At 73.8% G+C, this 21,252-nt stretch carries 17 protein-coding genes; 7 read left to right on the top strand and 10 right to left on the bottom strand.

What is annotated here, in order from left to right; genetic code table 11:
• The 3 genes from FKN01_RS05885 to FKN01_RS05895 form a co-directional block, all read right to left on the bottom strand.
• Entirely contained in the window at nt 1–774 is a 774-nt protein-coding gene (locus tag FKN01_RS05885) for a helix-turn-helix transcriptional regulator (RefSeq protein ID WP_260696788.1), read from the bottom strand.
• 237 nt (nt 775–1,011) lie between these two features.
• Entirely contained in the window at nt 1,012–4,308 is a 3,297-nt protein-coding gene (locus FKN01_RS05890) for a S8 family serine peptidase (RefSeq protein ID WP_260696789.1), read from the bottom strand.
• Nucleotides 4,309–4,428: 120 nt separating this feature from the next.
• Nucleotides 4,429–5,028: an SUKH-4 family immunity protein gene (locus FKN01_RS05895; protein WP_143617115.1), complete on the bottom strand. Its 600-nt coding sequence runs from the start codon at nt 5,026–5,028 to the stop codon at nt 4,429–4,431.
• Between the two features lie 116 nt (nt 5,029–5,144).
• Between FKN01_RS05895 and FKN01_RS05900 the strand changes: the two genes are divergently transcribed.
• Entirely contained in the window at nt 5,145–5,684 is a 540-nt protein-coding gene (locus FKN01_RS05900; RefSeq protein WP_143617116.1) for a GNAT family N-acetyltransferase, read from the top strand.
• 18 nt (nt 5,685–5,702) lie between these two features.
• Here the strand turns inward: FKN01_RS05900 and FKN01_RS05905 are convergent, their stop codons facing one another.
• Nucleotides 5,703–6,113, bottom strand: a complete 411-nt coding sequence (locus FKN01_RS05905; RefSeq protein ID WP_143617118.1) for a RidA family protein — start codon at nt 6,111–6,113, stop codon at nt 5,703–5,705.
• Nucleotides 6,114–6,393: 280 nt separating this feature from the next.
• On the bottom strand, nt 6,394–7,077 hold the full coding sequence (locus FKN01_RS05910) for a ThuA domain-containing protein (RefSeq protein ID WP_143617120.1): 684 nt from the start codon (nt 7,075–7,077) through the stop codon (nt 6,394–6,396).
• A gap of 148 nt (nt 7,078–7,225) precedes the next feature.
• On the opposite strand from FKN01_RS05910, the gene FKN01_RS05915 reads away from it, so the two are divergent.
• The 4 genes from FKN01_RS05915 to FKN01_RS05930 all read left to right on the top strand — a co-directional run bounded on the left by FKN01_RS05915 (nt 7,226) and on the right by FKN01_RS05930 (nt 10,045).
• Complete coding sequence (locus tag FKN01_RS05915) at nt 7,226–7,450, top strand: hypothetical protein (RefSeq protein WP_143617122.1); 225 nt, start codon at nt 7,226–7,228, stop codon at nt 7,448–7,450.
• A gap of 68 nt (nt 7,451–7,518) precedes the next feature.
• Complete coding sequence (locus tag FKN01_RS05920) at nt 7,519–8,214, top strand: response regulator transcription factor (RefSeq protein ID WP_143617124.1); 696 nt, start codon at nt 7,519–7,521, stop codon at nt 8,212–8,214.
• Nucleotides 8,207–9,286 carry a HAMP domain-containing sensor histidine kinase gene (locus FKN01_RS05925; protein WP_143617126.1) on the top strand — a complete coding sequence of 360 codons (1,080 nt, stop codon included), beginning with the start codon at nt 8,207–8,209 and terminating at the stop codon, nt 9,284–9,286. Before FKN01_RS05920 ends, FKN01_RS05925 begins: the two co-directional genes overlap by 8 nt.
• Nucleotides 9,287–9,355: 69 nt before the next feature.
• Nucleotides 9,356–10,045, top strand: a complete 690-nt coding sequence (locus FKN01_RS05930) for a VanZ family protein (RefSeq protein ID WP_143617128.1) — start codon at nt 9,356–9,358, stop codon at nt 10,043–10,045.
• On the opposite strand, the gene FKN01_RS05935 is transcribed toward FKN01_RS05930, so the two are convergent.
• Nucleotides 10,036–10,644: a TetR/AcrR family transcriptional regulator gene (locus FKN01_RS05935; protein WP_260696790.1), complete on the bottom strand. Its 609-nt coding sequence runs from the start codon at nt 10,642–10,644 to the stop codon at nt 10,036–10,038. The two genes, FKN01_RS05930 and FKN01_RS05935, sit on opposite strands and share 10 nt — an antisense overlap.
• Nucleotides 10,645–10,796: 152 nt before the next feature.
• On the opposite strand from FKN01_RS05935, the gene FKN01_RS05940 reads away from it, so the two are divergent.
• Nucleotides 10,797–11,633, top strand: coding sequence for an alpha/beta fold hydrolase (locus tag FKN01_RS05940; RefSeq protein ID WP_260696791.1), 837 nt, complete (start codon nt 10,797–10,799; stop codon nt 11,631–11,633).
• A 42-nt stretch (nt 11,634–11,675) separates the two neighbouring features.
• Nucleotides 11,676–11,885: a DUF4287 domain-containing protein gene (locus tag FKN01_RS05945; RefSeq protein WP_143617132.1), complete on the top strand. Its 210-nt coding sequence runs from the start codon at nt 11,676–11,678 to the stop codon at nt 11,883–11,885.
• 46 nt (nt 11,886–11,931) lie between these two features.
• Here FKN01_RS05945 and FKN01_RS05950 read toward each other — a convergent pair whose 3' ends face one another.
• From FKN01_RS05950 to FKN01_RS05965, 4 genes are all read right to left on the bottom strand, one after another.
• Nucleotides 11,932–13,182, bottom strand: a complete 1,251-nt coding sequence (locus tag FKN01_RS05950) for an MFS transporter (protein WP_143617237.1) — start codon at nt 13,180–13,182, stop codon at nt 11,932–11,934.
• Nucleotides 13,183–13,199: 17 nt separating this feature from the next.
• Nucleotides 13,200–13,739 carry a transcriptional regulator gene (locus tag FKN01_RS05955; protein WP_143617135.1) on the bottom strand — a complete coding sequence of 180 codons (540 nt, stop codon included), beginning with the start codon at nt 13,737–13,739 and terminating at the stop codon, nt 13,200–13,202.
• Between the two features lie 69 nt (nt 13,740–13,808).
• Nucleotides 13,809–14,642 carry an SDR family oxidoreductase gene (locus tag FKN01_RS05960; RefSeq protein WP_143617137.1) on the bottom strand — a complete coding sequence of 278 codons (834 nt, stop codon included), beginning with the start codon at nt 14,640–14,642 and terminating at the stop codon, nt 13,809–13,811.
• 64 nt (nt 14,643–14,706) lie between these two features.
• Entirely contained in the window at nt 14,707–21,249 is a 6,543-nt protein-coding gene (locus tag FKN01_RS05965; RefSeq protein WP_143617139.1) for a type I polyketide synthase, read from the bottom strand.
• Nucleotides 21,250–21,252 lie beyond the last annotated feature (3 nt).

A 21,252-nucleotide genomic window follows, 5' to 3' on the forward strand; every position in this document is an offset into this window, starting at 1 on the left:
TCACATCCAGTCGTTGCGCATCGCGTACCAGCCCAGCTGGAGCCGGGACGTCACCGACGCCAGGTCCATCAGCGCCCGCAGCCGGCGCTGCACCGTACGGGGCGAGGTCCCCAGCTGCTTCGCCGTCGCCGCGTCCGTCAGCCCGGAGAGCATCAGCTGCAGGATCTGCCGGTCCACCGGGGAGAGTTCGGGGACCTCGCGGAGATACGGACGCGAATGCCGCCACGCCGTGGCGAACAGCTCCGTGACGAGCGTGGTGAGCGGCTGCCGCATCAGCACCGCCCGCTCCGGGCTGAACTGGACCATCGCGGTCTCGCCGTCCGCGACGGCCAGTTTCAGCAGCGGGCTGTCGACCACCCGGACCTGCTCGCCCCGCCGCACCCGCTCCTCCAGGGCCGCCACCGCCGCGGGCTCGGCGAGGAAGTCACGGTCGACCAGCAGCTGGTAGGCGACCCCGGGCGGAGCGCTGAGCCGTGCGCCTTCCTCGTCCGGGGAGCCACCGGCCGTGTCGAGGGTGTCCGGGACCGGGGTGACCCTGTTCAGGCCCGTCAGGAACGCCTGGAACGTGCGCCGCGCGCCGGTCTCCAGCTCCAGGATGCGCCGTGCCTGGGCGGCGGCGCCGTCCACGGTCTCCACCCGCACCGGCCCCTCGTCCGGCGGCTGCGCGCGGACCAGCTCGGCCACGGCCGCCTCGGCACGCCGTACGTCCTCCTCCAGCCGGCGGAAGGCGGCGCGCACCTGTTCCGGCGCGGCGTCGGCTCCGGAGGTCCTCATCGGTCGTCCAAGATCGGGCATGGGCCTCAGTCTTGTCGACGGCCACCGCCCTGCCGCGAACCCCGCAACCCCGCCAGGAGGCCCGTTCGCCGCGCCATTACTGGCCTGAAAGGGGCTGCCGCGGCCATGCGGCCGACGGTGGCGAAGGTACGCCATGTCGTGACCTCGCCACCCCCGGACGACGGCCGGACGGGCCGGTCCCCGTGCGAGGACCGGCCCGTCACAGCGTCAGATCGACTACCACCAGGGCTTGTTGACGCCGTAGGCCCGCGTCACCGTCTGCTTGACCGTGCTGCCGTCACTCGCCGTGACCGTGGCGCGCAGGGTGGCGTACGAGGCATGGAGCGGCGCGGTGATCAGGGCGTGCGCGGGCGTCCCGCGCCGGGCGTCGGTGACCTTTACCGTGCGCCAGCCGGCCCCGTCGTCCCAGCTGACCTCCAGCTTCACCGGGCCGACCGCCGCCCCGGCCGCCCCCGGCGCCCGCTGCACCTTCAGGTCCACCCGGGTCGGCAGGAGTGCCAGGGCGCGCCCCGAGTCGTCGAGGCCGTGCGGGGTGAAGCGCACGCCCATCAGCGGCAGGATCGTCCCGGCGCCGTCGTCGGTGTCCGAGTCGAACGCCCACTCCGACCGCACCCGGGTGGACAGTGCGGCGTACTGCTGATCACGGCTGACGTCCGCCTTCAGGGTGTACCGGCCGGCCCCGGCCGGGACCGTGACCGTCTTCGCGCTGCCCAGAGCGTTCCACGTGCTCACCTGCTGCCCGTCCTTGGCCAGGGTGAGGGTGCCCGTCGCCCCCCAGTCGGAGCCGCCGCGCGTGCCGTCGCCGTCCGCGAACCACGGCGTCCCCGCCCAGACCACGGAGTTGTTCACCCGGTAGGCGGGCGCCGCCGGCAGCCCCGGCCCCATCACCGCGGCGGCGAAGTCCAGACGGTGCACAGAACGCCCGTCGAACTCCTCCGTCGAGGTGGCGATGGACTGGCGGCCGGCGATCGTGGCCCGGTCGAGCCACTCACCGGGTGTCCGGTAGTCACGCACGACGGACGGGAAACGCACCGACTGGTCGATGAAGAGCGGCAGCAGCACGTCGTCGTCCGGAGTCGCCGCCGACGTTCCGGCCGCCGGCGTGCCCTGCGCGTTGAAGTGCTCGCGCACCTCCGTCAGGTCGCCGCGCCTGACCGAGAATGAGGGCTTGGCCGGCACACCCTCCTGCCACGTCCGAGCGACGTGGTAGAAGAACGGGCTGGGCGCCTGCGAGGACGCCCCCTCGGCCGCGAACACCGCGAACGTACGGTACTCGGCGTCCGGGTCCGCGAACGGCGTCGCGTACAGCGACTGCCCGGCGCGCTCACCGGTCGTGACCACACTCAGCGTGTACGACCCCGTGCCGGCGGGCACGGCCAGCGCCGCCTGCACCGCCGTCGCCCGGGCCGCGTCGTCGTGCACATCGGCACCCACCGGAGCGGCGTCACGCGCGTCCAGGTCGACGTCGGTGTCCCCGAGCGGGGTGACCGACGTGACGGCCATGGTGGTCGAGCGGTCCGTGCCGGTACCGCTCGTGATCGTCATGCCGACCCAGTACTGCGCCTCGGGCACCGTCACCGTGCCGGTGCCGGAGGTGATGCGGACCGGGTAACGGTCACCGGTCCAGCGGTTGACCATCAGCGCCGAACCGGTCGCCGGGGAACCGTCCCGCTGCTCCGCGTGCAGCGTCACCTTGTGGCTGGGCAGGACGCTGTCCACGGCGAGGATCGTCCGGGTGACGGGCTGTCCGCCCTTCGAAGCGGTGAGCACCGCGGACCAGGGGCCGTGCGGGAGCAGCGTGGCACGGGTGGTCACGGTGGCCGTGGCGCTGCCGTGCGCCGGGACGGTGACCTTGTCGCGGTCCACCGAGAACTGCGCCGCGTTGCCCGGCTGGGCGGTCGGGGACAGCGGCTTCTCGACGGCCAGGTCGAGCGTGGTGTCGCTGTCACCGGAGTTCGTGAAGGTGACCGTGTGCTCGGTGTCCTTGCCCGCTCCGTCCGACCAGCCCGCGGTGGTCGTCAGGTTCGCCGGTGAGGCCAGGACCGTCTGCCGCTCGGCGCGGGCCACGTCGATCCGGCCTGTGCCCTGCTGGTACGGGGACCGCTTCGCATTCGGCACCGCGCTGTTCATCAGCGCGGTCTTGATCCGCTCACCGCTCCAGTCGGGGTGTGCCTGGGCGACCAGCGCGGCGGAGCCCGCCACGTGCGGCGTCGCCATCGACGTACCGCTCTTGGCGGTGTGCCCGCCGCCCATTTTCGCCGCCACGATGGCGACGCCGGGCGCGGTGAGATCGGGCTTCACCGCGTTGTCGCTCGGTCGGGGGCCCCGGCTGGAGAACGGGGCGAGCTCGTCCTCGGAGTCGACGGCGCCCACGGCCAGCGCGGCGTCCGCGATGGCGGGCGCACCGACGGTGCCGGTCCCGTACTCGCCGTCGTTGCCCGCCGCGACGACGAAGAGCGTGCCGGTGCTCGCCGACAGGGCGTTGATGGCCGCGATCGCCGGGTCCGTCTCGTCGGCGGGCCCGCCCAGGCTCATGTTGACCACCTTGGCGTGCACGGTGTTGACCGCCCAGTCGATGCCGGCCAGCACCGCGGACGTCGGGCAGGTACCGGTGTTGTCGCACACCTTGCCCACGGCGAGCGAGGCGTCCGGGGCGACACCCCGGTACGTGCCGTCGACCCCCGCGATCGTGGAGGCCACGTGCGTGCCGTGGCCGTTGTCGTCCTCCGCGGTGTCCCCGCCGAGGAAGTTCGCCGAGACGGTCACCCGTCCCGCCAGGTCCGGATGGCCGGAGTCGTAACCGCTGTCGAGAACGGCGACCGTGACGCCCTCGCCGGTGTAGCCGTCGGCCCACGCCTGCGGGGCGTTGATCTGCGGCACGCTCTTGTCGAGGGCGGTGTGCATCCGCCCGTCGAGCCAGAGCTTGGTCGCACCGCCGGCCAGCGAGTTCCCGGCTCCCTCGGTCAGGCGCTTCCAGGTCGTGGCCGCGTCCGCGCCGTCGTCCGGGCCGAGCGCGGTCAGGCCGAGCCGGTCGATGGCCCGCCCGGGCCGTGCCGCGCCGCCGGCGGCGTCCCGGGCCCTGCTCGCGGCGCCCTTGCCCTTGCCGTGCTGGACGATCACGCCGAGGGCGCCGCGGGCGGTGGTGCCCTTCACGCCGTAGCCCGCGTCCAGCAGGGCGCCGATGTCGAAGAGGCGGGGATCGACGCGTCCGGCGGCGAGCAGCGGTTCGGCGTCCTCCGGTACGACGCTGAGGTCGCCGTCGCCGACCGAACTGGTGGTGAAGGAGACCCCCTCACGGCCCGCGGCCGGGGTGACCGTCGCCGAACGGAGATCGTTGCCCGCGCGTTCGACGGTCACCGAATCACCGGTGGGCAGCGGCACGCTGAGGGTGGTGACGGAGACGGCCGCACGCGGGGCGGGGGCCGAAGCGGCCGGCCCCGCCGCGTGTGCGGCACCGATGGGTATGAGCGCGGCCACCAGACCGGTGGCCGCGGCGATGGATCTGACCTGCACGGAGAGAACCCCCAAGGATCACAGAAGCGAGAACGCCCTGATCCTGGCAGCGCCCGGACGGCTAACGACCCCGTCGCCATGGCGACTTGACGACGCGTCGCAGACCCGCCACAACCCCGTTCAGCCGTAGAGGAACACCGCCCCCGGGCTGCCGGCCGCGAAGCGCCGTCCCGCGGCGATCTCGTCGGCGACCACCGACCACACGGACTCCTCGTCCCCGAAGGGCAGCGGGTCCACCTCGCTCGTCGTCCGCCGGATGTCCTCCACCTCGCGGTCAAGGCGCTCGAAGCCGGCCTCCTCGTCGGCGTCCTCACCGCTGAAGGCGAACTCCTCCAGCAGCCGCTGGAGCCGCAGGGCCACGCGGACGAGGGAGGAGACATCCGTATGCAGCGCCCGCACGGTCTCCTCGTCCGGGTCGACGGCGTACACCGTCCCGGAGCCCGGGTCGAGCGCGAGGTGCGCGCTCAGCAGCCAGCCGATCACGGGCCACTCGCCCGCGTCCCCGCCGGCGTCGGCCACCTCCCGTACGAGGGGGAGGAGGCCCGACTCCGGATCGGGGGTCCGCAGCGAGAGCGTCCCGGTGGGCACGCCCACGGTCCGCAGCAGGCGGGCGCCCTCGGTGCGTGCGGCAGGGGGCGGGAAGCAGGCGGCGGGCAGGGTGGCGATCCGGTCCTCGCCGAAGAGGGCGACGAGTTCGGTACGGGTGACGTCGAACAGCACGGGCGGGGCTCCGGAATCGGCGGCAGGCGGACGAGGGGCAGGGGGAACAGCATCGCCCACGCAGGGAAGGCGGTGGCCCCCGGGCCCGTGACGGCCGTTGGGGTAGGTTCCCGACCATGGCCGAACCGAGCTTCCTGCCCTGGCCGCCCGCGCCGATACGCACGGCGCGGCTGGTGTTGCGCGCATCCGAGAGCCGGGACCGCCCGGCGTACATCGAGCTGTTCGCCTCACCCGAGGTGAACGCCTACCTGGGCGGCGCCCGCCCGCGCGACCAGCTCGCGCGGGAAGTGCCCGGGACACCGGGGAGACGCCCGGGGCACTTCGTGATCGAGCTCGACGGAGAGATGATCGGCACCGTCGAACTCAAGCGCCGCGACCCGCAAGCTCCGGACGCGGTCCGCCCGGACGCGGGCAGGGCCGAACTCGGCTACCTGCTGCTGCCGGAGGCATGGGGCCGGGGGTACGCCGCCGAGGCGTGCGCGGCGGTCCTCGACCGGTTCGCCGAGGCATGCCCCGGCGAACCCGTGGTGCTCGTCACCCAGACCGCCAACGCCCCCGCCAGGCGCCTCGCCGAGAAGCTAGGCTTCACCGAGGTCCACCGCTACGAGGCGTGGGGCGCCGAGCAGTGGATGGGCGTCCGGCCCCCGGCCGCATGACCCGTCCCACCGCCGCCGTCAGGCGTCGAGCACGGCGGCGACCGCCTCGATCTCGACCAGCTGGTCCTTGTAGCCCAGCACGGTGACACCCATCAGCGTGCTGGGCACGTCATGGTCGCCGAAGGTGTCCCGGACCACCTGCCAGGCCGTCACCAGGTCCTCCTGACGGCTCGACGCCACGAGCACCCGGGTGCTGATGACATCCCGGAGCGACGCGCCGGCGGCACGGAGGGCGACCTCCATGTTCTCCACGGCCTTGCGCGCCTGGCCCGCGTAGTCCCCGACCGCCGCCGTCGAACCGTCCTCGTGCAACGGGCACGCACCGGCGAGGAAGACCAGCCGCGACTCGGCGGGCGCGGTCGCCGCATACGCGTACTCGGCGACATCGGACAGGGCGGCCGAGCGGATCAGGGTGACGGCGCGGGGCATGGGGCGGGTCCAATCGGGTAGAGAGCCGAACGCGGACATCCTGCCAACGCGACAAGACCCCGTCCTCTCCTTTTTCGCCGCCACACCCGCGCTGTCAGAGGCGCGCCGTACATGTCCGCCCGCGCCATTCACCCTCCCCGGCGGGCTGCCCCGCGGCCGCTTCCAGCACCCCGGCACCGCGGAACTGTGGATCTCGGACGCCTTCCCCCAGGACATCGCCCAGCTGTGGCCGCGCCTGGCGGACCGGAAGGCGAATCCCGGCCTGGTCGTTCTGGTGGGACTAGGGATTCCCGCCCGCCGCCCAGCGCAGCCCGCCCAGCAGGTGGGCGCGGAACGACGGGTCGGCGTAGGCGTCCTCCGCGTGGCCGAGGGAGGTGTAGAAGGAGCGGCCCGCGCCGGACTCCCGGCACCAGATCAAGGGATGATCGGCCCCCATGCCCCCGCCCTCGTAACCCGTCTCGTCGATGCTCGCCAGGACCCGCACCCCGGGAAGACGGCGCGGGTTGCTCCGGAAGTCGTACCACTCGTCGCTCCAGTCCCAGCGCGGCGGCAGATGGCGCATCGCCGGGTGGTCCGGGTCCTCGGTCAGCACGGTGCCGGGCTGGAAGGCGGGGTGCCCGGCGAAGCGCGCCCCGACCAGCTCCCCGTAGTACGGCCAGTCGTACTCGGTGCACGCGGCGGAGTGGACGCCCATGAAGCCGCAGCCACCGGCGAGCCGGCGCCGCAGGGCGCCCCGCCCCTCCTCGGTGAGCACGTCCCCGCTGGTGGACAGGAAGACCACGGCACCGCGCCCCGCCAGGGACGCGTCCGTGAAGACGGAGGGGTCCTCGGAGCACTCCACCCCGAACCCGTACTCCTCGCCCAGCTCGCGCAGGGCCGCCCGCCCGGCGGGGATCGACTCGTGGCGGTAGTCCGTGGTGCGGGTGAAGACGAGGACGTCCGACAGGCGGCCGGCAGGGGGCATGCTGCGACTCCGGGTTCAGATCAGAGGTGTGCACGGTGGCGTCGGTCAACGGCAGTGTGCCCCGCCCGGGGCGTCCCGTACGTACCGGTCGGGCAACCGTCCGAAGCCGCAGGGCCCTTTGCCCCGGCCGCGTTCCTAGACTTGCCACATGAACGATCTCACGTGCACCCACTGCGGAACCGTCGGCCTGGAGGACGGCTTCATCGAGGACGCGGGCGAGCACTCGCGCGGGTACGCTCGCTGGATCGAGGGCGCGCTGGAACGCGGAGTCTTCGGCGGCGCCAAGCGCATGGGCCGGCCGCGCCGCCGGATCGAGGCGTTCCGCTGCCCCAAGTGCGGACATCTCGACCTGTTCGCCACCAGCCACGTGTAGGGCCCGTCCGGCGGACGGGCGCCGTTTTGGATACGCCGGCGATATGCGGCGGCTCGTAGCATGCCCGTATGCGTGTGCTGATCGTCGAGGATGAACCGTATATGGCGGAAGCCATCCGTGACGGTCTGCGCCTGGAGGCCATCGCGGCCGACATCGCGGGCGACGGCGACACGGCGCTCGAACTGCTGAGCGTGAACACCTACGACATCGCCGTCCTCGACCGGGACGTCCCCGGGCCCACCGGCGACGAGATCGCCCAGCACATCGTCGCCTCCGGGAGCGGCATGCCGATCCTGATGCTCACCGCCGCCGACCGTCTGGACGACAAGGCGTCCGGCTTCGGGCTGGGTGCCGACGACTACCTCACCAAGCCCTTCGCCATGCGGGAGCTGGTGCTCAGGCTCCGGGCGCTCGACCGCAGACGCGCGCACAGCCGGCCACCCGTGCGGGAGGTGGCGGGCCTGCGCCTGGACCCCTTCCGCCGTGAGACCTACCGCGACGGCCGGTACGTCGCGCTGACCCGCAAACAGTTCGCGGTGCTCGAAGTGCTCGTCGCCGCCGAAGGCGGCGTCGTCAGCGCCGAGGAACTCCTGCGACGGGCCTGGGACGAGAACGCGGACCCGTTCACCAACGCCGTACGCATCACCGTCTCCGCCCTGCGCAAGCGCCTCGGCGAACCGTGGATCATCGCCACCGTGCCGGGCGTCGGCTACCGCATCGACACCGCCCCCGCACCGGGCACCGGGGCGGCGGACCGTGGCTAGACGGCCCGGCCCGAGCATCCGCCTCAAGCTCACCCTCAGCTACACCGGGTTCGTCCTGCTGGCCGGCGTCCTGATGCTCGCCACCGGGTGGCTGTTCCTGACGCGCGTTCCGCACATCGGGCTGGTCTTCGTGCCCGACTACCAGCTCGCCGTCGCACGCGACTTCGCCCCGCTGGCCGCCACGACCCTGACGTTCATGCTGGTGTTCGGCCTCGGCGGAGGATGGTTCCTCGCAGGCCGCATGCTCGCCCCGCTCAACAGCATCACGCACGCCACCCGCACGGCCGCCGCGGGCTCGCTGTCCCACCGCGTCCGGCTCCCCGGACGCCAGGACGAGTTCCGCGAACTCGCCGACGCCTTCGACACCATGCTCGCCCAGCTCGAAGCCCACGTCGGCGAACAGCGGAGATTCGCCGCCAACGCCTCCCACGAACTGCGCACCCCGCTCGCCGTGACGAAGGCACTGCTCGACGTGGCCCGCGCCGATCCGGACCGCGCCGCCGACCCGCTCATCGACCGCCTCCACGCCGTGAACACCCGGGCCATCGACCTCACCGAGGCGCTGCTGCTGCTCAGCCGGGCCGACCGGCAGACCTTCACCCGCGAGGAGGCCGACCTCTCCCTCGTGGCGGAGGAGGCGACCGAGACGCTTCTGCCGCTCGCCGAGAAACACGGTGTCACCCTGGAGACCGACGGCGACATCGCCCCCACGACCGGCTCGCCGGCGCTCCTCCTCCAGCTGACCACCAACCTGGTGCACAACGGGATCGTGCACAATCGGAGCGAGCACGGCAGCGTACGGGTCACCACCGAGGTCCGCCCGCACACCGTGGTGCTCACCGTCGAGAACACCGGCGACCCGGTCCCACCGGACCTCGTTCCCCGCCTCACCGAACCGTTCCAGCGCGGCACCGAACGCGTCCACACCGACCACCCCGGCACGGGGCTCGGCCTGGCCATCGTCCGCTCCATCACCCACGCCCACCACGGCACGCTCACCCTCGCCCCGCGTCCCGCAGGCGGACTGCGCGTCACGGTCGAACTGCCCGCCGCCCCGGCGCCGCGCTCCTGACCGCGCCTATCGTCCGCGTATCGAAATGCGCATACGCCCCCGCAACCGCCCCGCGTGTTGAGTAGGGGCATGGACCGGAACACCGCACTGCCCACCTCGCCCCGTCGCGTCCGGAAAGCCGCCCGCCTGGTCGTGCTCACCGCCCTCGGCATCGTCGCGGCGGCCGTCACCCCGTTCGTGCTGCGCATGTTCGTGGTGTCCGTGCCCATGGTCGTGCGCGGTGGCCGGCACGCCTGGTTCTGGACGTTCAACGGCGTGATGCTGACCATGGTGGCCGCGCTGCCGCTGTCCGCGCTGACCGTATGGCTCCTGACGCGCCGGCGCAGGGCGGCGGGCGTCGAGCCGGTCTGGGCGCGGCGCGCCTCGCTGGCCGAGGTGGGCATGGTGCACGGGACGGTGCCGTGGGTGTGGCTCATCCTGATGCCGGGCGCGCACGCCGGTGAGGTCCCCGGCCGTGTCAGCCTGGTCCCGCTGGTGGACCTGGTCACGATGGGACCGCTCGGGCTGCTCGGCAATCTGCTGGTGTTCGCCGCGCTCGGCTTCTTCGCCCCGATGAGGTACTCCGCGCTGGCGACGCTGCCACGCGTCCTGGCGCTCGGCGCGGGCCTGTCGGTCCTGCTGGAAACCCTGCAGTACGTGCTCCGGCTCGACCGGGTCTCCTCGGTGGACGACGTCCTGGTGAACGCGACCGGCGCCGTTCTGGCCGCCCTCGCGTCCACCCGGTGGTGGCTGCCGCGCCGGGCGGGCGTTCACGCATAGGCGGCAAGGAAGGCGCGGACGCCGCCCTCCGCGTAGCGGTCCAGGTCGGCGTCGGTGTGCTGGGCGCTGCCGTGGAACATGGCCTGGTTCACCGGGATCCACAGCAGCAGCCCGGAGAAGTGGTGGGCGGCCAGCAGCGGGTCGGGGGTGTTGAGGACCCCCTGGCCGGTGAGGCGGCGGAAGGTGTCCGCGAGCGTGGCGAGGACCCGCTCGAAGCCCTGCTCGTACCAGGCCGCGCCGAGTTCAGGAAAGGCGTCGGCGTTGGCGATGATCAGCCGCCGTAGCTGGATCACCCGGGGCTGGGTGAGACCCGTGAGGAACTTCCGGGCGAGCCGGTTCAGGTTCTCACCGAGGGTTTCGGCGTCGGCGGGGATGTCCGCCACCAGGTGCACCAAGGCGTCGATGCGGTCCGTGGTGGCCAGCACGATCTCGGCGAACAGCTTCTCCTTGTCCGCGAAGTGCTTGTAGACGGTCTGCTTGGAGACCGCGGCCAGCTTCGCGATGTCGTCCATGCTCGTGCCCGCGTATCCCTTGTTCAGGAACACATCGGTCGCGGCCTCCAGGATCGCCTGGTGCTTGCGCGCTGACCGGCTGTCCATCATCGGCTCCCTCTCCACGTCGGCCTGCCTGCCCCCGAAGAGTACTGGACTGTTCAGTACTCGTGTGAGTACTGTACCGTCCAGTTCCAGTCCGCGGCTGCTCGCTGCGGGCCGGAAGCCTTGGCAGAAGTGCATCAATGGGGGTATTTCGCATGAGCAGGACCAGGACCGTGGACAACGCCGTGGACAAGGTCGTCTCCGCCGACGGCACGGCGATCGCATTCGAGAAGCAGGGCACGGGCCCGGCCGTGGTGCTCGTCGGCGGCGCCTTCATGACCCGGGGCGCCTTCGCCGAACTCGCCGCGCTGCTGGCCGGGCACTTCACGGTGATCACGTACGACCGCCGGGGCCGGGGGGACAGCGGGGACGCCCCCGAGTACGAGGTGCGGCGCGAGATCGAGGACATCGACGCGCTCATCGAGGGTCCGGGCGGCGGCTCCGCGATGCTCTTCGGGATGTCCTCGGGCGCCGTGCTGGCCCTGGAGGCGACGGCCCGGGGGAGCGCCGTGGCGCGGCTCGCGCTCTACGAACCGCCGTTCGTCACGGACGACAGCCGCCCGCCGCTGCCGGCCGGCTACGTGGCGCACCTGACGGAGCTGATCGGCCGCGAGGCGTACGGGGACGCCGCCGCGTACTTCATGACCGCGGCCGTGGGTCTCCCCGGCGAGGCGGTCGCGGGCATGCGGCAGGCCCCGTTCTGGGCGGACATGGAGACCGTCGCCCACACCCTCCCGTACGACGGCCGGATCATGGGCGACACCATGTCCGGCCGCCCGCTCCCGGTCGCACGCTGGGCGTCGGTGACCGTGCCCGTCCTCGTCGGCAGCGGGGACGCGGGCGCACCGCACATGCTGACCGGTGCCCGTGAACTCGCGGCCACCGGCGACAACTTCACCCTGCGGGTCTTCCCGGGGCAGGAGCACGACATCGCGGCGCGGGTCCTGGCACCGGCCCTCGCCGACTTCTTCCGCGGCGAACAGGCGCGGTAACCGGCACCACCACCATTCGCCCGCACCAGAAGGAGGCACCGCATGACCGCACAGGCCAAGGGACCCGCCAGCTACTTCCCCTCCATCGAGAAGAAGTACGGCCGCCCCATCGACGAGTGGAAGGACATGATCCGCGCGTCCGACCTGACCAGGCACATGGAGCTCGTCGCCTGGCTCAAGGCCGAACACGGCCTGGGCCACGGCCACGCCAACGCCCTGGTCGCCCACACGCTCGCCGAACAGGGCAGGTGAGAGCGGCCCGCCCGCCCCATGGCCCCGGGGCGGGCGGGCCGGCGGTTCACACCGCGGCGGGAGCGCCGTCCCGGGGGGTCTTCCCGGCCGGGGCCGCCGCACGCAGCGCCGCCTCCACGCGATGGTTGTTCGTCATGGAGGCGGTGACGGCCGTCATCGTCAGGAGCAGCGCGGCGGCGGCGTAGAGCGGGGTGCGGATGCCGTACGCGGTCGCCAGCCAGCCGCCGGCGAACGCCCCGACGGGCGCGGCGCACATCGCGAGCATCCGTGAGGTGGACGCGACCCGGCCCATGAGGTGGCCCGGCACGATCGCCTGCCGGAGGGAGGGCCCGAGCACCATCGTGGCGCCCATGGCGGCCCCGCAGACGGCGAGCGCCGACCCGGCCACGTACGGGTCCGAGGCGGACGCCAGGCCCAGGATCGCCAGGCCCTCGACGGCGGCCGTGCAGGTCAGGGCGGTGCCGGTGCCGAGGCGCCGGCCCAGCCGCGAGGCGATGGCCGCGCCGAGCAGGCCGCCGGCCGCCTCCGCCGTGAGCAGCAGACCGAAGCCGTACGTGCCGATGCCGAGGCGTTCATGGGCGAAGACGACGAGCACCGTCTCCACGGCCAGGAAGGCGATGTTCCCGACCGCAGGGCGCAGCGCCAGCCCGAGCAGCAACCGGTCGCGCAGGACATGGGACGCGCCCGCCCGGGCCTGCTCGAGCAGCGACTCGCGGGCCTCCGGCACCGGCCGGGGCACGGCGGGCAGCGTACGTACGAGGAGCGCGGAGACCGCGAAGGACACGGCGTCGGCGACCAGCGGAACCGCCCGTCCGAATGCGAGCAGCGCGCTGCCCGCGGGCGGCCCCGCGAAGCCGGACATCGCGGTCTGGGCACCGCGCAAGCGGGAGTTGGCACGCTCCAGTCGGACGGGGTCGCGGCTGAGCAGGTCCGGCAGACAGGCCGTGGCGGCGGTGTCGAAGAAGAGCCCGCCGAGCCCGAGCAGGAACGCGACGGCCGCCAGCAGCGGAATGCTCAGCGCGTCGAGCCCGGCCGCCACCGCGGGTATCGCGAGCAGCACCGCGCGCACCGCGTCGGCCACCCACATCGTGCGCCGGCGGTCCCAGCGGTCCACCAGCGCACCGCCGAGCACCCCGAAGAGCAGCCACGGGAGCGTCCCCGCGGCCGTGACGACGGCGAGGGCCTGCGGGTCCCGCGTCAGGGTGAACGCGATCAGCGGCAGCGCGGCGTGGGTGACCCCGTCACCGAGCGAGGAGACCGTCTGGGCGGTCCACAGCCGGCCGAATCCGGTGGGCAGCCTCGCCGCGTTCGCCTTCACTCGGCGTCCCCCTCGGTCTTCCGGATCTGCGCGGGGTGGAACAGCGCGAACACGAGCGAGGTGTCCGGCAGCGAGGGATCGGACAGCTCACGGTACTCGTCCGCCAGGGCCTGCAGCCGTGCCCCCAGCTCCGCGAACTGCTCGTCGGTGAGCCGCAGATGCGCCATCCGCACATGCCGCTCGCCGTCCGCCGGTGACGCCTCCAGATCCGCCACCGCGTGACGCATCAGCACATCCGGCCCTCCGTCGCCCGGCGCCGGCAGCTCGATCGACCGCGCGGCCATCGCGTAGTACCGCTCCATGACGCCCCGCACCTTGCGCGTCCGTACCACCCTCACCAGGCCGGCCCGCTCCAGGAGCCGCACGTGGTAGCTGGAACTCCCCTTCGCGAGGCCGACCCGCTCGGCGATCTGGGTGATCGTCGCCGGCTCGAAGCGCAGCACGGCCATGATCCGGTGGCGCGTCGGACTGGAGACCGCGCGCAGTTGCTCGTCGGTGGTGACGCGTAACGTCCCGGGAATGTCGTCGGTTGGCATGTCCGCAATGGTCAACACTTCTTGACCATTGCGCAAGGGGTTTCCCGTGGAACGAGTCCGCGCTTCGCCTCAGCGGAAGGCGTCGGCGTGCTCCGCGGCCCACTGCCGAAAGGGCCTCGCCGGTGTGCCGGTGATGTGCCGGACGGTGTCGCGCACGGCGAGGAGTTCGTCGTTGACGTCGCCGCCGGTGACGTCGAGCACCGCGTCCGCCGCCCCGGCCCCGAAGACCTCGGCCATCCGTGCCCGGGCTTCCTGGCGGCCGATCTCGGCGAACGGCACCGCGCGCCCGATGGCTGCCCCGATCGCCGCCACCTGCTGCCGGGCCGACACCGGCTCCGGGCCGGTCAGGGCGTAGGTGCCGCCCCGGTGGCCGGGCTCGGTCAGGGCCGCCCGTGCCACCGACGCGATGTCCCCGGGATGGACCGTGGGCAGCCCGGTGTCCGCGAACGGCGCGCGGACCGCGTCGCCGGAGCGGATGGACGCCGCCCACATCAATGCGTTCGACGCGAACTGGGTGGGGCGCAGCACCGTCCAGTCCATGCCGCTGTCCTCGAGCAGTCGTTCGACCGCCTGGTTCTCGACGGCGGGGCCGAGATGCGGATGGGTCGCGACGGTGATGGACGACACCAGCACCACGTGCTCCACCCCAGCCCGCCGCGCCGCCGCGATGATCTCCGCGTCCGGCCCCACGCGCGACGGCAGGAACAGCGACCGCGCCCCGGTCAGCGCGGGCGCCAGGGACTCCGGCACCGCGAGGTCGCCCTCGACCGCCTCGGCCCCGGCGGGGAACGCCGCCCGCGAGACGTCACGGGTCAACGCCCGCACGGGGCCCGCCCCATGGGCGTGCAACTCCCTCAGCAGGGCGCTTCCGATGTTTCCGGTGGCTCCGGTCACCAGGATCATGGCGTGTTCTCTCGTCTCGGGTGGTGGACTCGGGAACACGCTAGAAACTCAAGCGCACTTCAGGTCAATGTGGTGCCGGCCCGTCCGTGCGGACCGCGCCGGAGCCGCTGCCGCCCGCGACCACGCGCATCCCCAGGCCCCGTACGCGGTAGATGCAGATGTCGTCGCCCCAGAGCGTCGCGTCCGCCACCGCGTAGGGGCCCCGCGCGTCCCGGCCGGCCTCCACGATGTCCATGTCCACCCGGATCAGCCGGTTGGCCGGGGTGATCTGGCCGCGGTACGTCCACGCCGTCTCCCGGCCGGGCAGCACCGGCTCGAACCTGGGGTCGGCAACGCCCTCGGCCGCGTCGCGTTCCAGCAGGTAGTACTGGAGGAGCTGGCACATCGCCTCGACGCCGAGGGAGCCGGGCTGCACCGGGTCCTGGAAGAAGTGGGCCCGGAAGAACCAGGCGTCCGGGCGGACGTCCTTCTCCGAACGCAGCCGCCCCAGCCCCGCCCGGCCGCCCTGGGGCCAGTAACCGGTGACGCGGTCCAGCATCAGCAGCATGGGCCCCGGCAGCCGCAGCAGCCCGCCGCAGAAGCGGCCGGGCCGGGTGACCAGGTCGACGGTGCGGTCGCAGGGCTCGGAGAGACGGGCGCGCTCGTCCGCCGGCACCGGCACGCCCTGCTGGTCGGCGAAGGCGGACCGGGGGAAGAAGCCGAAGACGGTGTCGAGCGCGAACACCGGCACACCGTCCGCAGCGCACGACACCCGGAACGATTCGATGACCAGGTCCCCGCTGCGGGAGATCCGCGTCAGTTCGGCCCGGGTCCGTACGGTGCGCGTCGCCGGAGTCACCTCGCCGCTGACCGTGCCCGTTCCGTCGAGGTTGCGGAACAGCAGGTCCACGTCCGAGGCCAGCGCGCTGCCCACGTACGAGGCGAGCCAGCCGCACGGCTGCAGCACCGTCTCCATCAGCACCGCGAACGGCATGGTCCGGCCACCGCTCTGCTCGAAGTACCAGGCCTCGTCCGGCACGTCGTACTCCGCGACGACCGCACTCCCGTCCCGCATCCCGCCCTGAGGACCGTCCACCGACGCGATCCGGCTCATGAAGTGGTACGGGGGGCCGGGCAGCCGTGCCACGCCCCGGGTGCCGTCGAAAGGCTCGTACATCGCACCGAAGGCCTCGCTCGGCCGGCCCCAGGCGCACGCGAGCAGCGAGGGGTAGCCGAACCGGAAGCCGTCGGCCGCGGTCGCCACGGGCCTCTCCTCGCGGTGGCCGGCCAGCCCGCCCAGCAGCTGCGGCGGCAACGGGGTCGCGTCCGTCTGGACGGCGGGCGGCCCCGCGTGCCGCCACTGCGTCAGCGGCCAGTCGGGCACCAGCCGCAGGGCCATCCCGCGCCCCAGGAACGCCTTCATCCCGTCCACGGAGCCCAGCACATCGGCGTGGAGCGTCGGCACGGGGCCGGTCGACACGCCCCGTACGAACACCTCGTAGACGACCCGCCGGTCCGCCGGGGTCGCCTGGCCCCGGCACATGGCCGTGTAGGGCCGCCCGGTCACGGGTTCGAAGCGCCAGCCGTCCCGTGCGACGGTGCAGCCCATGGCCGTCAGATAGAAGGCCATGGCCTGGAGCCCGCCCTGGAGCATCAGCGTTCCCGGCATGCACGGGTCGTTGTGGAAGTGCCCGGAGAAGAACCAGTCGTCCGGCGACAGCGCGGTTTCCGCGCGCAGATAGCCGCGGCCCCACGGTCCGCCCGCCGGGTCGAAGACGCTCACCTCGTCGAGCAGCCGCAGCCTCTCCCCGTCGAGCCTCGGCGTGCGGATGTGGGCCGCCGTCGCTTCCCAGCCGGGCCCGAAACAGTCCACCGGCCGCCCTTCCGCCAGTGCCCGCAGCTCATCCGTGCCGAACCGGTGCCGGGTGCAGGGGACAGCCGGCGGGTCGAGCGGCAGAGCTTCGCCGTCACCGGGCGGGTGGCCGGCCGGGTCCCACCGGACACCGCCGCCGCCGGCGAGTTCCGCGGGGGTGAAGAAGCCGGCCCGGCCCTCGCGGACACTGAGCCGCAGTTCGCCGTCGACATGGCAGTCGTAGTGGAAGAAGGCCAGGCGCACCCCATCGGCCTCCGCATGGCCGTCGATGTGGATCTCGTAACGCAACGTGTCCCCGGCTCGCGGCGGCGCCCCGTGGAAGGTGACGTCGCAGCCGAGCAGCCGGTAGGCGCGCTCACCCCGGTTGAGGAGGTCCGCGCCCAGCCAGCTGAGCAGGAGCAGGTCCGCCTGGCCCGCCTCGATCAGGACACCGGACGGCATGTGGCCGGTGGAGTCCAGGTACCAGCTGTCCGGCCGGACGTCGGTCTCCGTCCAGATCCTGCCGTCGGTGCGCACCGGCCCCGGCAGGGCGAGCGCCGCGGGCACCGCGTCGATGCCGGTGACCCGGTCCGCGAACAGCATCGGCGGCGCGGGCATGCGGGTCTGCACCGCGTATCCGTCCTGCTCGGCGAACCGTTCCCCGAAGAGGGCGGAGATCTTCTGCGTCGCGAGGTACTCCAGCTGGGCACGGTCGAACTTCGGCCCCGGTTTCGGCTCCGGCGCCCCCGCCGGCGGCGCGAGCGCTACGGCCGGGCGCCGCGCGGCGAGTTCCGGCGGCCGCACGGGGCGCGAGGCACGGGGCGGCGCATCGGCGCGCGCCAACGCCGCGACGGCCAGACCCGACATGCGCAGGAAGCGCTGATGGCTCTCGGTGTGGCGGGCCATCACCTCCCGGTGCGTCTCGGCGGCCCGCAGCCCCATCCGGGCCACGGCGGTCCGGGAGCCCTCGGCCACCTGGCTCCCGACGACCCCGGGGCCGGCCCCGCCCGGCTCCCGCGCGGATGGTACGGGGGCGGCCCCGTGCCGCCCCGGAACGTGCTCCGGGACGGGCGCCAGACGCGGGGCCCGGGGGAGGTCCGGCACGGCGCGGACCGGGCGGGGCAGACGCGGAGACGGGACCGGCGCCAGGGTGACCGAGGGCCGCGTGGCGGGCGGCTCCGTGGCGGCCTTCGCGAGCCGGCCGAGCAGGTCGTCGGCGTGGACCGGCACCCCGGCGACGACGAGTTCCGCCACCGCGAGGCACAGCTGCCGCAGCCCGGTGTCCCGGGGGGCGTCCAGCGCCACGGCGACGTGTTCCCGGTCGCCCAGCACCCGCTTGATCCACCCGGTGCACAGCTTCTGCGGCCCGTGTTCGACGAAGACGCGGACGCCGTCCGCCCAGGCCTGCTCCACCGTCGCCGCGAAGTCGATCGTGCCCATGCCCTGGGCGGTGACCGCGTCGGCCGCCGCCTCGGCCGTCAGCGGATACGCCCGGCCGTCGGCTCCGCTGTAGAACCGGACGCCCGGCACCTCCACGGTGGGCCGCAGGTGGGCCGCGCGCCACACCTCGCGGACCTCCGCCAGCTCCGGGGCGTGAGCCGCCAAGTCGTAGTCCAGCTCGACGGCGAACTCGGCACCCAGCCGGCCCACGACGGCAGCACACGCCTCGGACTCGCCGCCCACGACACACACACCGGGCGCGTTCACCGCCATCAGATGGACGGCGGGCTCCCCGGCGAGCGCCGCCCGGACGGCATCCGCGCCCGCACCGACCAGATAGCTCGACCACCGGGAGCCCTTGATGCCGTGGCGCCGCCAGTGGCGCCGCACCGCGCGCAGCTCCCCGGTGAGTTCGGTCGTGAACAGACCGCTGGCCCGGGTCGCCTCGTACAGTCCCGCGGCGTCGGGCCAGGCGCCCAGCGCGACCAGCGCGGTCGACTCACCGGACGAGTACCCGAGCGCGGCATCCGGCCGGAGCCCGAGCACGTCCCGGCTGAACACCGTGTGGCAGACCGCGAGTTCGGCCGCGCACCAGAGCTGCCGCAGCACCCCGCGGCGCGGCCCGGACCGCAGCCGCGTACCGAGCGCGTGGTGCGTGTCCCGTACCGCCGCACCGAGCGAGGGCAGCGAGAGCATCAGCTCGTGGCCCATGCCCTCGTACGCGGCCGAGCCGTTGGTGTACACGAACGCGGTCTGCCCGCCCACCGGCCGGTCCCGGAACCGCACGCCCGCCGGCCGCGCCCCGCCCTCGGTCAGCCAGCGGCGGGCCGCCTCCATGAGCTCCGGGGACACGCTGTCGCCGTCGGTCACGAAGGCCAGCCGTGCCGGGCCCGCACCGGAGCGCACATCCGCGTCCATCGCGGCCAGCACCTCCCGGCGGTCCGCACCGGAATACACCCGCAGGCGCGGAGCCGGCCCCCGCAGCCACGGCCGCGCGTCCCCCGCGCGAAGGCGTACGCGCACGGCGGGCCCCTCCACCGGCGTCACCACGGCCCGCGCGGTACGGGGGACCGCCCCGGTGTCGGCCGGGCCGTCCGGCCGGGGCACGGCACGGTGCTGCAGGGCGAGCGCGGCGACGGCGACGGAGACCAGCCCGGACGCCGCGTGCGCCCGTCCGAAGGCCGCCGAGGGGTCGAAGGCCGCGTCCGGGCCGTCACCGATCACCAGGTCGGGTTCGTCGTCGCACCCGTCGTCGAGCAGGGCGACGACCTCGTCGCCGTCCCTGCGCGCGGTGTCCAGCAGCTTGAGTACGAGGACGACGGCAGCGTCCCCCGGCTCGCTCCCGTACCCCAGCTCCCGCAGGGCGGCCCGGTGCACCGCCTCGCAGGACACGTCGGCGGCGCCCACCAGCGCGGCGTCCACCTCGCCCGCACGCAGTGCCCGCGCCGCGAGCCCCAGCCCGACCGGCCCGGAGGCCTCCTCCGCCGAGACGGTGAACCCGGGCCCGCCCAGGTCCAGTTGGGTGCTGATGCGGTTGGCCGCGAGGTTCGGCATGCTCCCCACCACCCCCTCCGCCGTCATCGCCGGGGCGAACGCGTCCCGCGCCCGGTCCGCCGGTACGGCACCTGCCTGCCCCGCCTCATCCAGCCAGTGCGGCACCCGCCACCGGGCCCCGGCGCGCGCCACCTCCGGATCCACCCCCATGCCGACGACCACCATGGTCCGCTCCCGGGGAAGCGCCACCGTCCGCACCGCCTCCCGGGCGGCCTCCAGCACCAGAAGCTGATGGCGTACGGTCCGCTCCAGGGCCAGGGGCGGGAAGCACAGGTCGTCGAGTGCCACGGCGAACTCCGTCGCGGGGCCCCGCCGTTCGCCACCCAGGACGGCCCGGCGCAGATCCTCCGCGGACGTGCCGTCACCCACCCGGGCACCGACCGCGACGACGGCCACCGGTGCCCGGCGCCCCGGGGCGGCCGGCGACTTCCCGGCCGGCCGGGGGACGGCGGGCCGGCGCACCTCGTCGGGATGGTCCACGACGACGTGGGCGTTGGTCCCGCCGAAGCCGAACGCACTCACCGCCGCCCGGCGCGGCCCCGTCCACCGCTCCGGCTCCGTCAGCACCCGCAGCGGTGTGTCCGACAGCAATTCCAGCGGCCGCCGTACACCCGGTGTCGCCGGGCGCACCCCCGCCCGCAGCGCGCCGAGCACCTTCAGCAGCCCGGACATGCCCGCCGAGGCCAGCAGGTGCCCGATGTTCGACTTCACCGAACCGATGGGCACGTCCGTCCCGTCCGCGAAGACACGGGCCATGGCCCGTGCCTCGACCGCGTCACCGACCGGTGTTCCCGTCGCATGGCACTCGACCAGCCCCACCGACTCGGGCGCGACGCCCGCCCCCGCGTACGCCAGACGCATGGCCCGCACCTGCCCCGCCTCCGACGGGCTGATCAGCCCGGCGCCGCGCCCGTCGTTGGACAGCCCCGCGCCCCGGATCACACCGAGCACCCCGAGCCCCGCCCGCACGGCGTCCGGCAGCCGCATCAGCGCGACGAACCCGGCACCCTCGCCGTGCACCAGGCCGTCCGCGTCCCGCTCGAAGGGCCGGCTGCGCCCCGTCCGGCTGGCCGCGGACAGGGCGCAGAACCCCACGTGGAGATAGAGCGGGTCGGGCCGGCTGACCGCACCGGCCACCATGAGGTCGGCGGTGCCGTCATGCAGCCGGTCGCACGCCAGCTTCACCGCGTACAACGAGGAGGCGCAGGCCGCGTCGAGGGACCACGCCCCGGCCCCGAGGCCGAGCGCCCGGGCCGCGAGTGCCGCCGGCAGCCCGGAGGAGAAGCGGTTGCGGGCATCGGGACGCGCACGGCGCCCGCCCCGCAGCAGAGCGTCACGGAGCGACGGGTGCTGCTCCGACAGCCATACGTGTTCGGCGAAGGCCGCCCCGGCCTGCGTCGGGTACGACAGATTGCCCAGCACCAGACCACCGCGCGGCGACGGCCCCTGCCGGCCGGCCTCGGCGAGCGCCTGCCGGGCGCCGTACAGGACCCAGTGGAACAACGGGTCCAGCGCGGCGATCCGTTCCGGCCCGATCGCGAAACCGCCGGGGTCGAAGACGGAGTCGAACCCCTCGACGTACCCGCCGGTCTCCGTCCAGGTGCGGTCGGCGTGGTCGCCCACCGAGCCCATGACCCGGTGGCGCGGCACCCGCCAGCGTCCGGCCGGGGCTGCCGACAGGCTGGTACGGCCGGCGGCGACGTTCGCCCAGAACGTGCCGGGGTCCAGGGCACCGGGCAGCACGCAGCCCCGGCCGACGACGGCGATCGGTTCGAAATCCATACG

This window comes from Streptomyces sp. 130 (assembly GCF_007096885.1).
In the GTDB taxonomy this organism is placed as follows: domain Bacteria; phylum Actinomycetota; class Actinomycetes; order Streptomycetales; family Streptomycetaceae; genus Streptomyces.

Excerpts from the sequence above, each read along its gene's own strand:
- FKN01_RS05930 (WP_143617128.1), top strand. The coding sequence starts at position 9,356 with ATGGACCGGAACACCGCACTGCCCACCTCGCCCCGTCGCGTCCGGAAA.
- FKN01_RS05910 (WP_143617120.1), bottom strand. The coding sequence starts at position 7,077 with ATGCCCCCTGCCGGCCGCCTGTCGGACGTCCTCGTCTTCACCCGCACC.
- FKN01_RS05945 (WP_143617132.1), top strand. The coding sequence starts at position 11,676 with ATGACCGCACAGGCCAAGGGACCCGCCAGCTACTTCCCCTCCATCGAG.
- FKN01_RS05940 (WP_260696791.1), top strand. The coding sequence starts at position 10,797 with ATGAGCAGGACCAGGACCGTGGACAACGCCGTGGACAAGGTCGTCTCC.
- FKN01_RS05960 (WP_143617137.1), bottom strand. The coding sequence starts at position 14,642 with ATGATCCTGGTGACCGGAGCCACCGGAAACATCGGAAGCGCCCTGCTG.
- FKN01_RS05920 (WP_143617124.1), top strand. The coding sequence starts at position 7,519 with ATGCGTGTGCTGATCGTCGAGGATGAACCGTATATGGCGGAAGCCATC.
- FKN01_RS05885 (WP_260696788.1), bottom strand. The coding sequence starts at position 774 with ATGAGGACCTCCGGAGCCGACGCCGCGCCGGAACAGGTGCGCGCCGCC.
- FKN01_RS05935 (WP_260696790.1), bottom strand. The coding sequence starts at position 10,644 with ATGGACAGCCGGTCAGCGCGCAAGCACCAGGCGATCCTGGAGGCCGCG.
- FKN01_RS05915 (WP_143617122.1), top strand. The coding sequence starts at position 7,226 with ATGAACGATCTCACGTGCACCCACTGCGGAACCGTCGGCCTGGAGGAC.
- FKN01_RS05965 (WP_143617139.1), bottom strand. The coding sequence starts at position 21,249 with ATGGATTTCGAACCGATCGCCGTCGTCGGCCGGGGCTGCGTGCTGCCC.
- FKN01_RS05900 (WP_143617116.1), top strand. The coding sequence starts at position 5,145 with ATGGCCGAACCGAGCTTCCTGCCCTGGCCGCCCGCGCCGATACGCACG.
- FKN01_RS05905 (WP_143617118.1), bottom strand. The coding sequence starts at position 6,113 with ATGCCCCGCGCCGTCACCCTGATCCGCTCGGCCGCCCTGTCCGATGTC.
- FKN01_RS05955 (WP_143617135.1), bottom strand. The coding sequence starts at position 13,739 with ATGCCAACCGACGACATTCCCGGGACGTTACGCGTCACCACCGACGAG.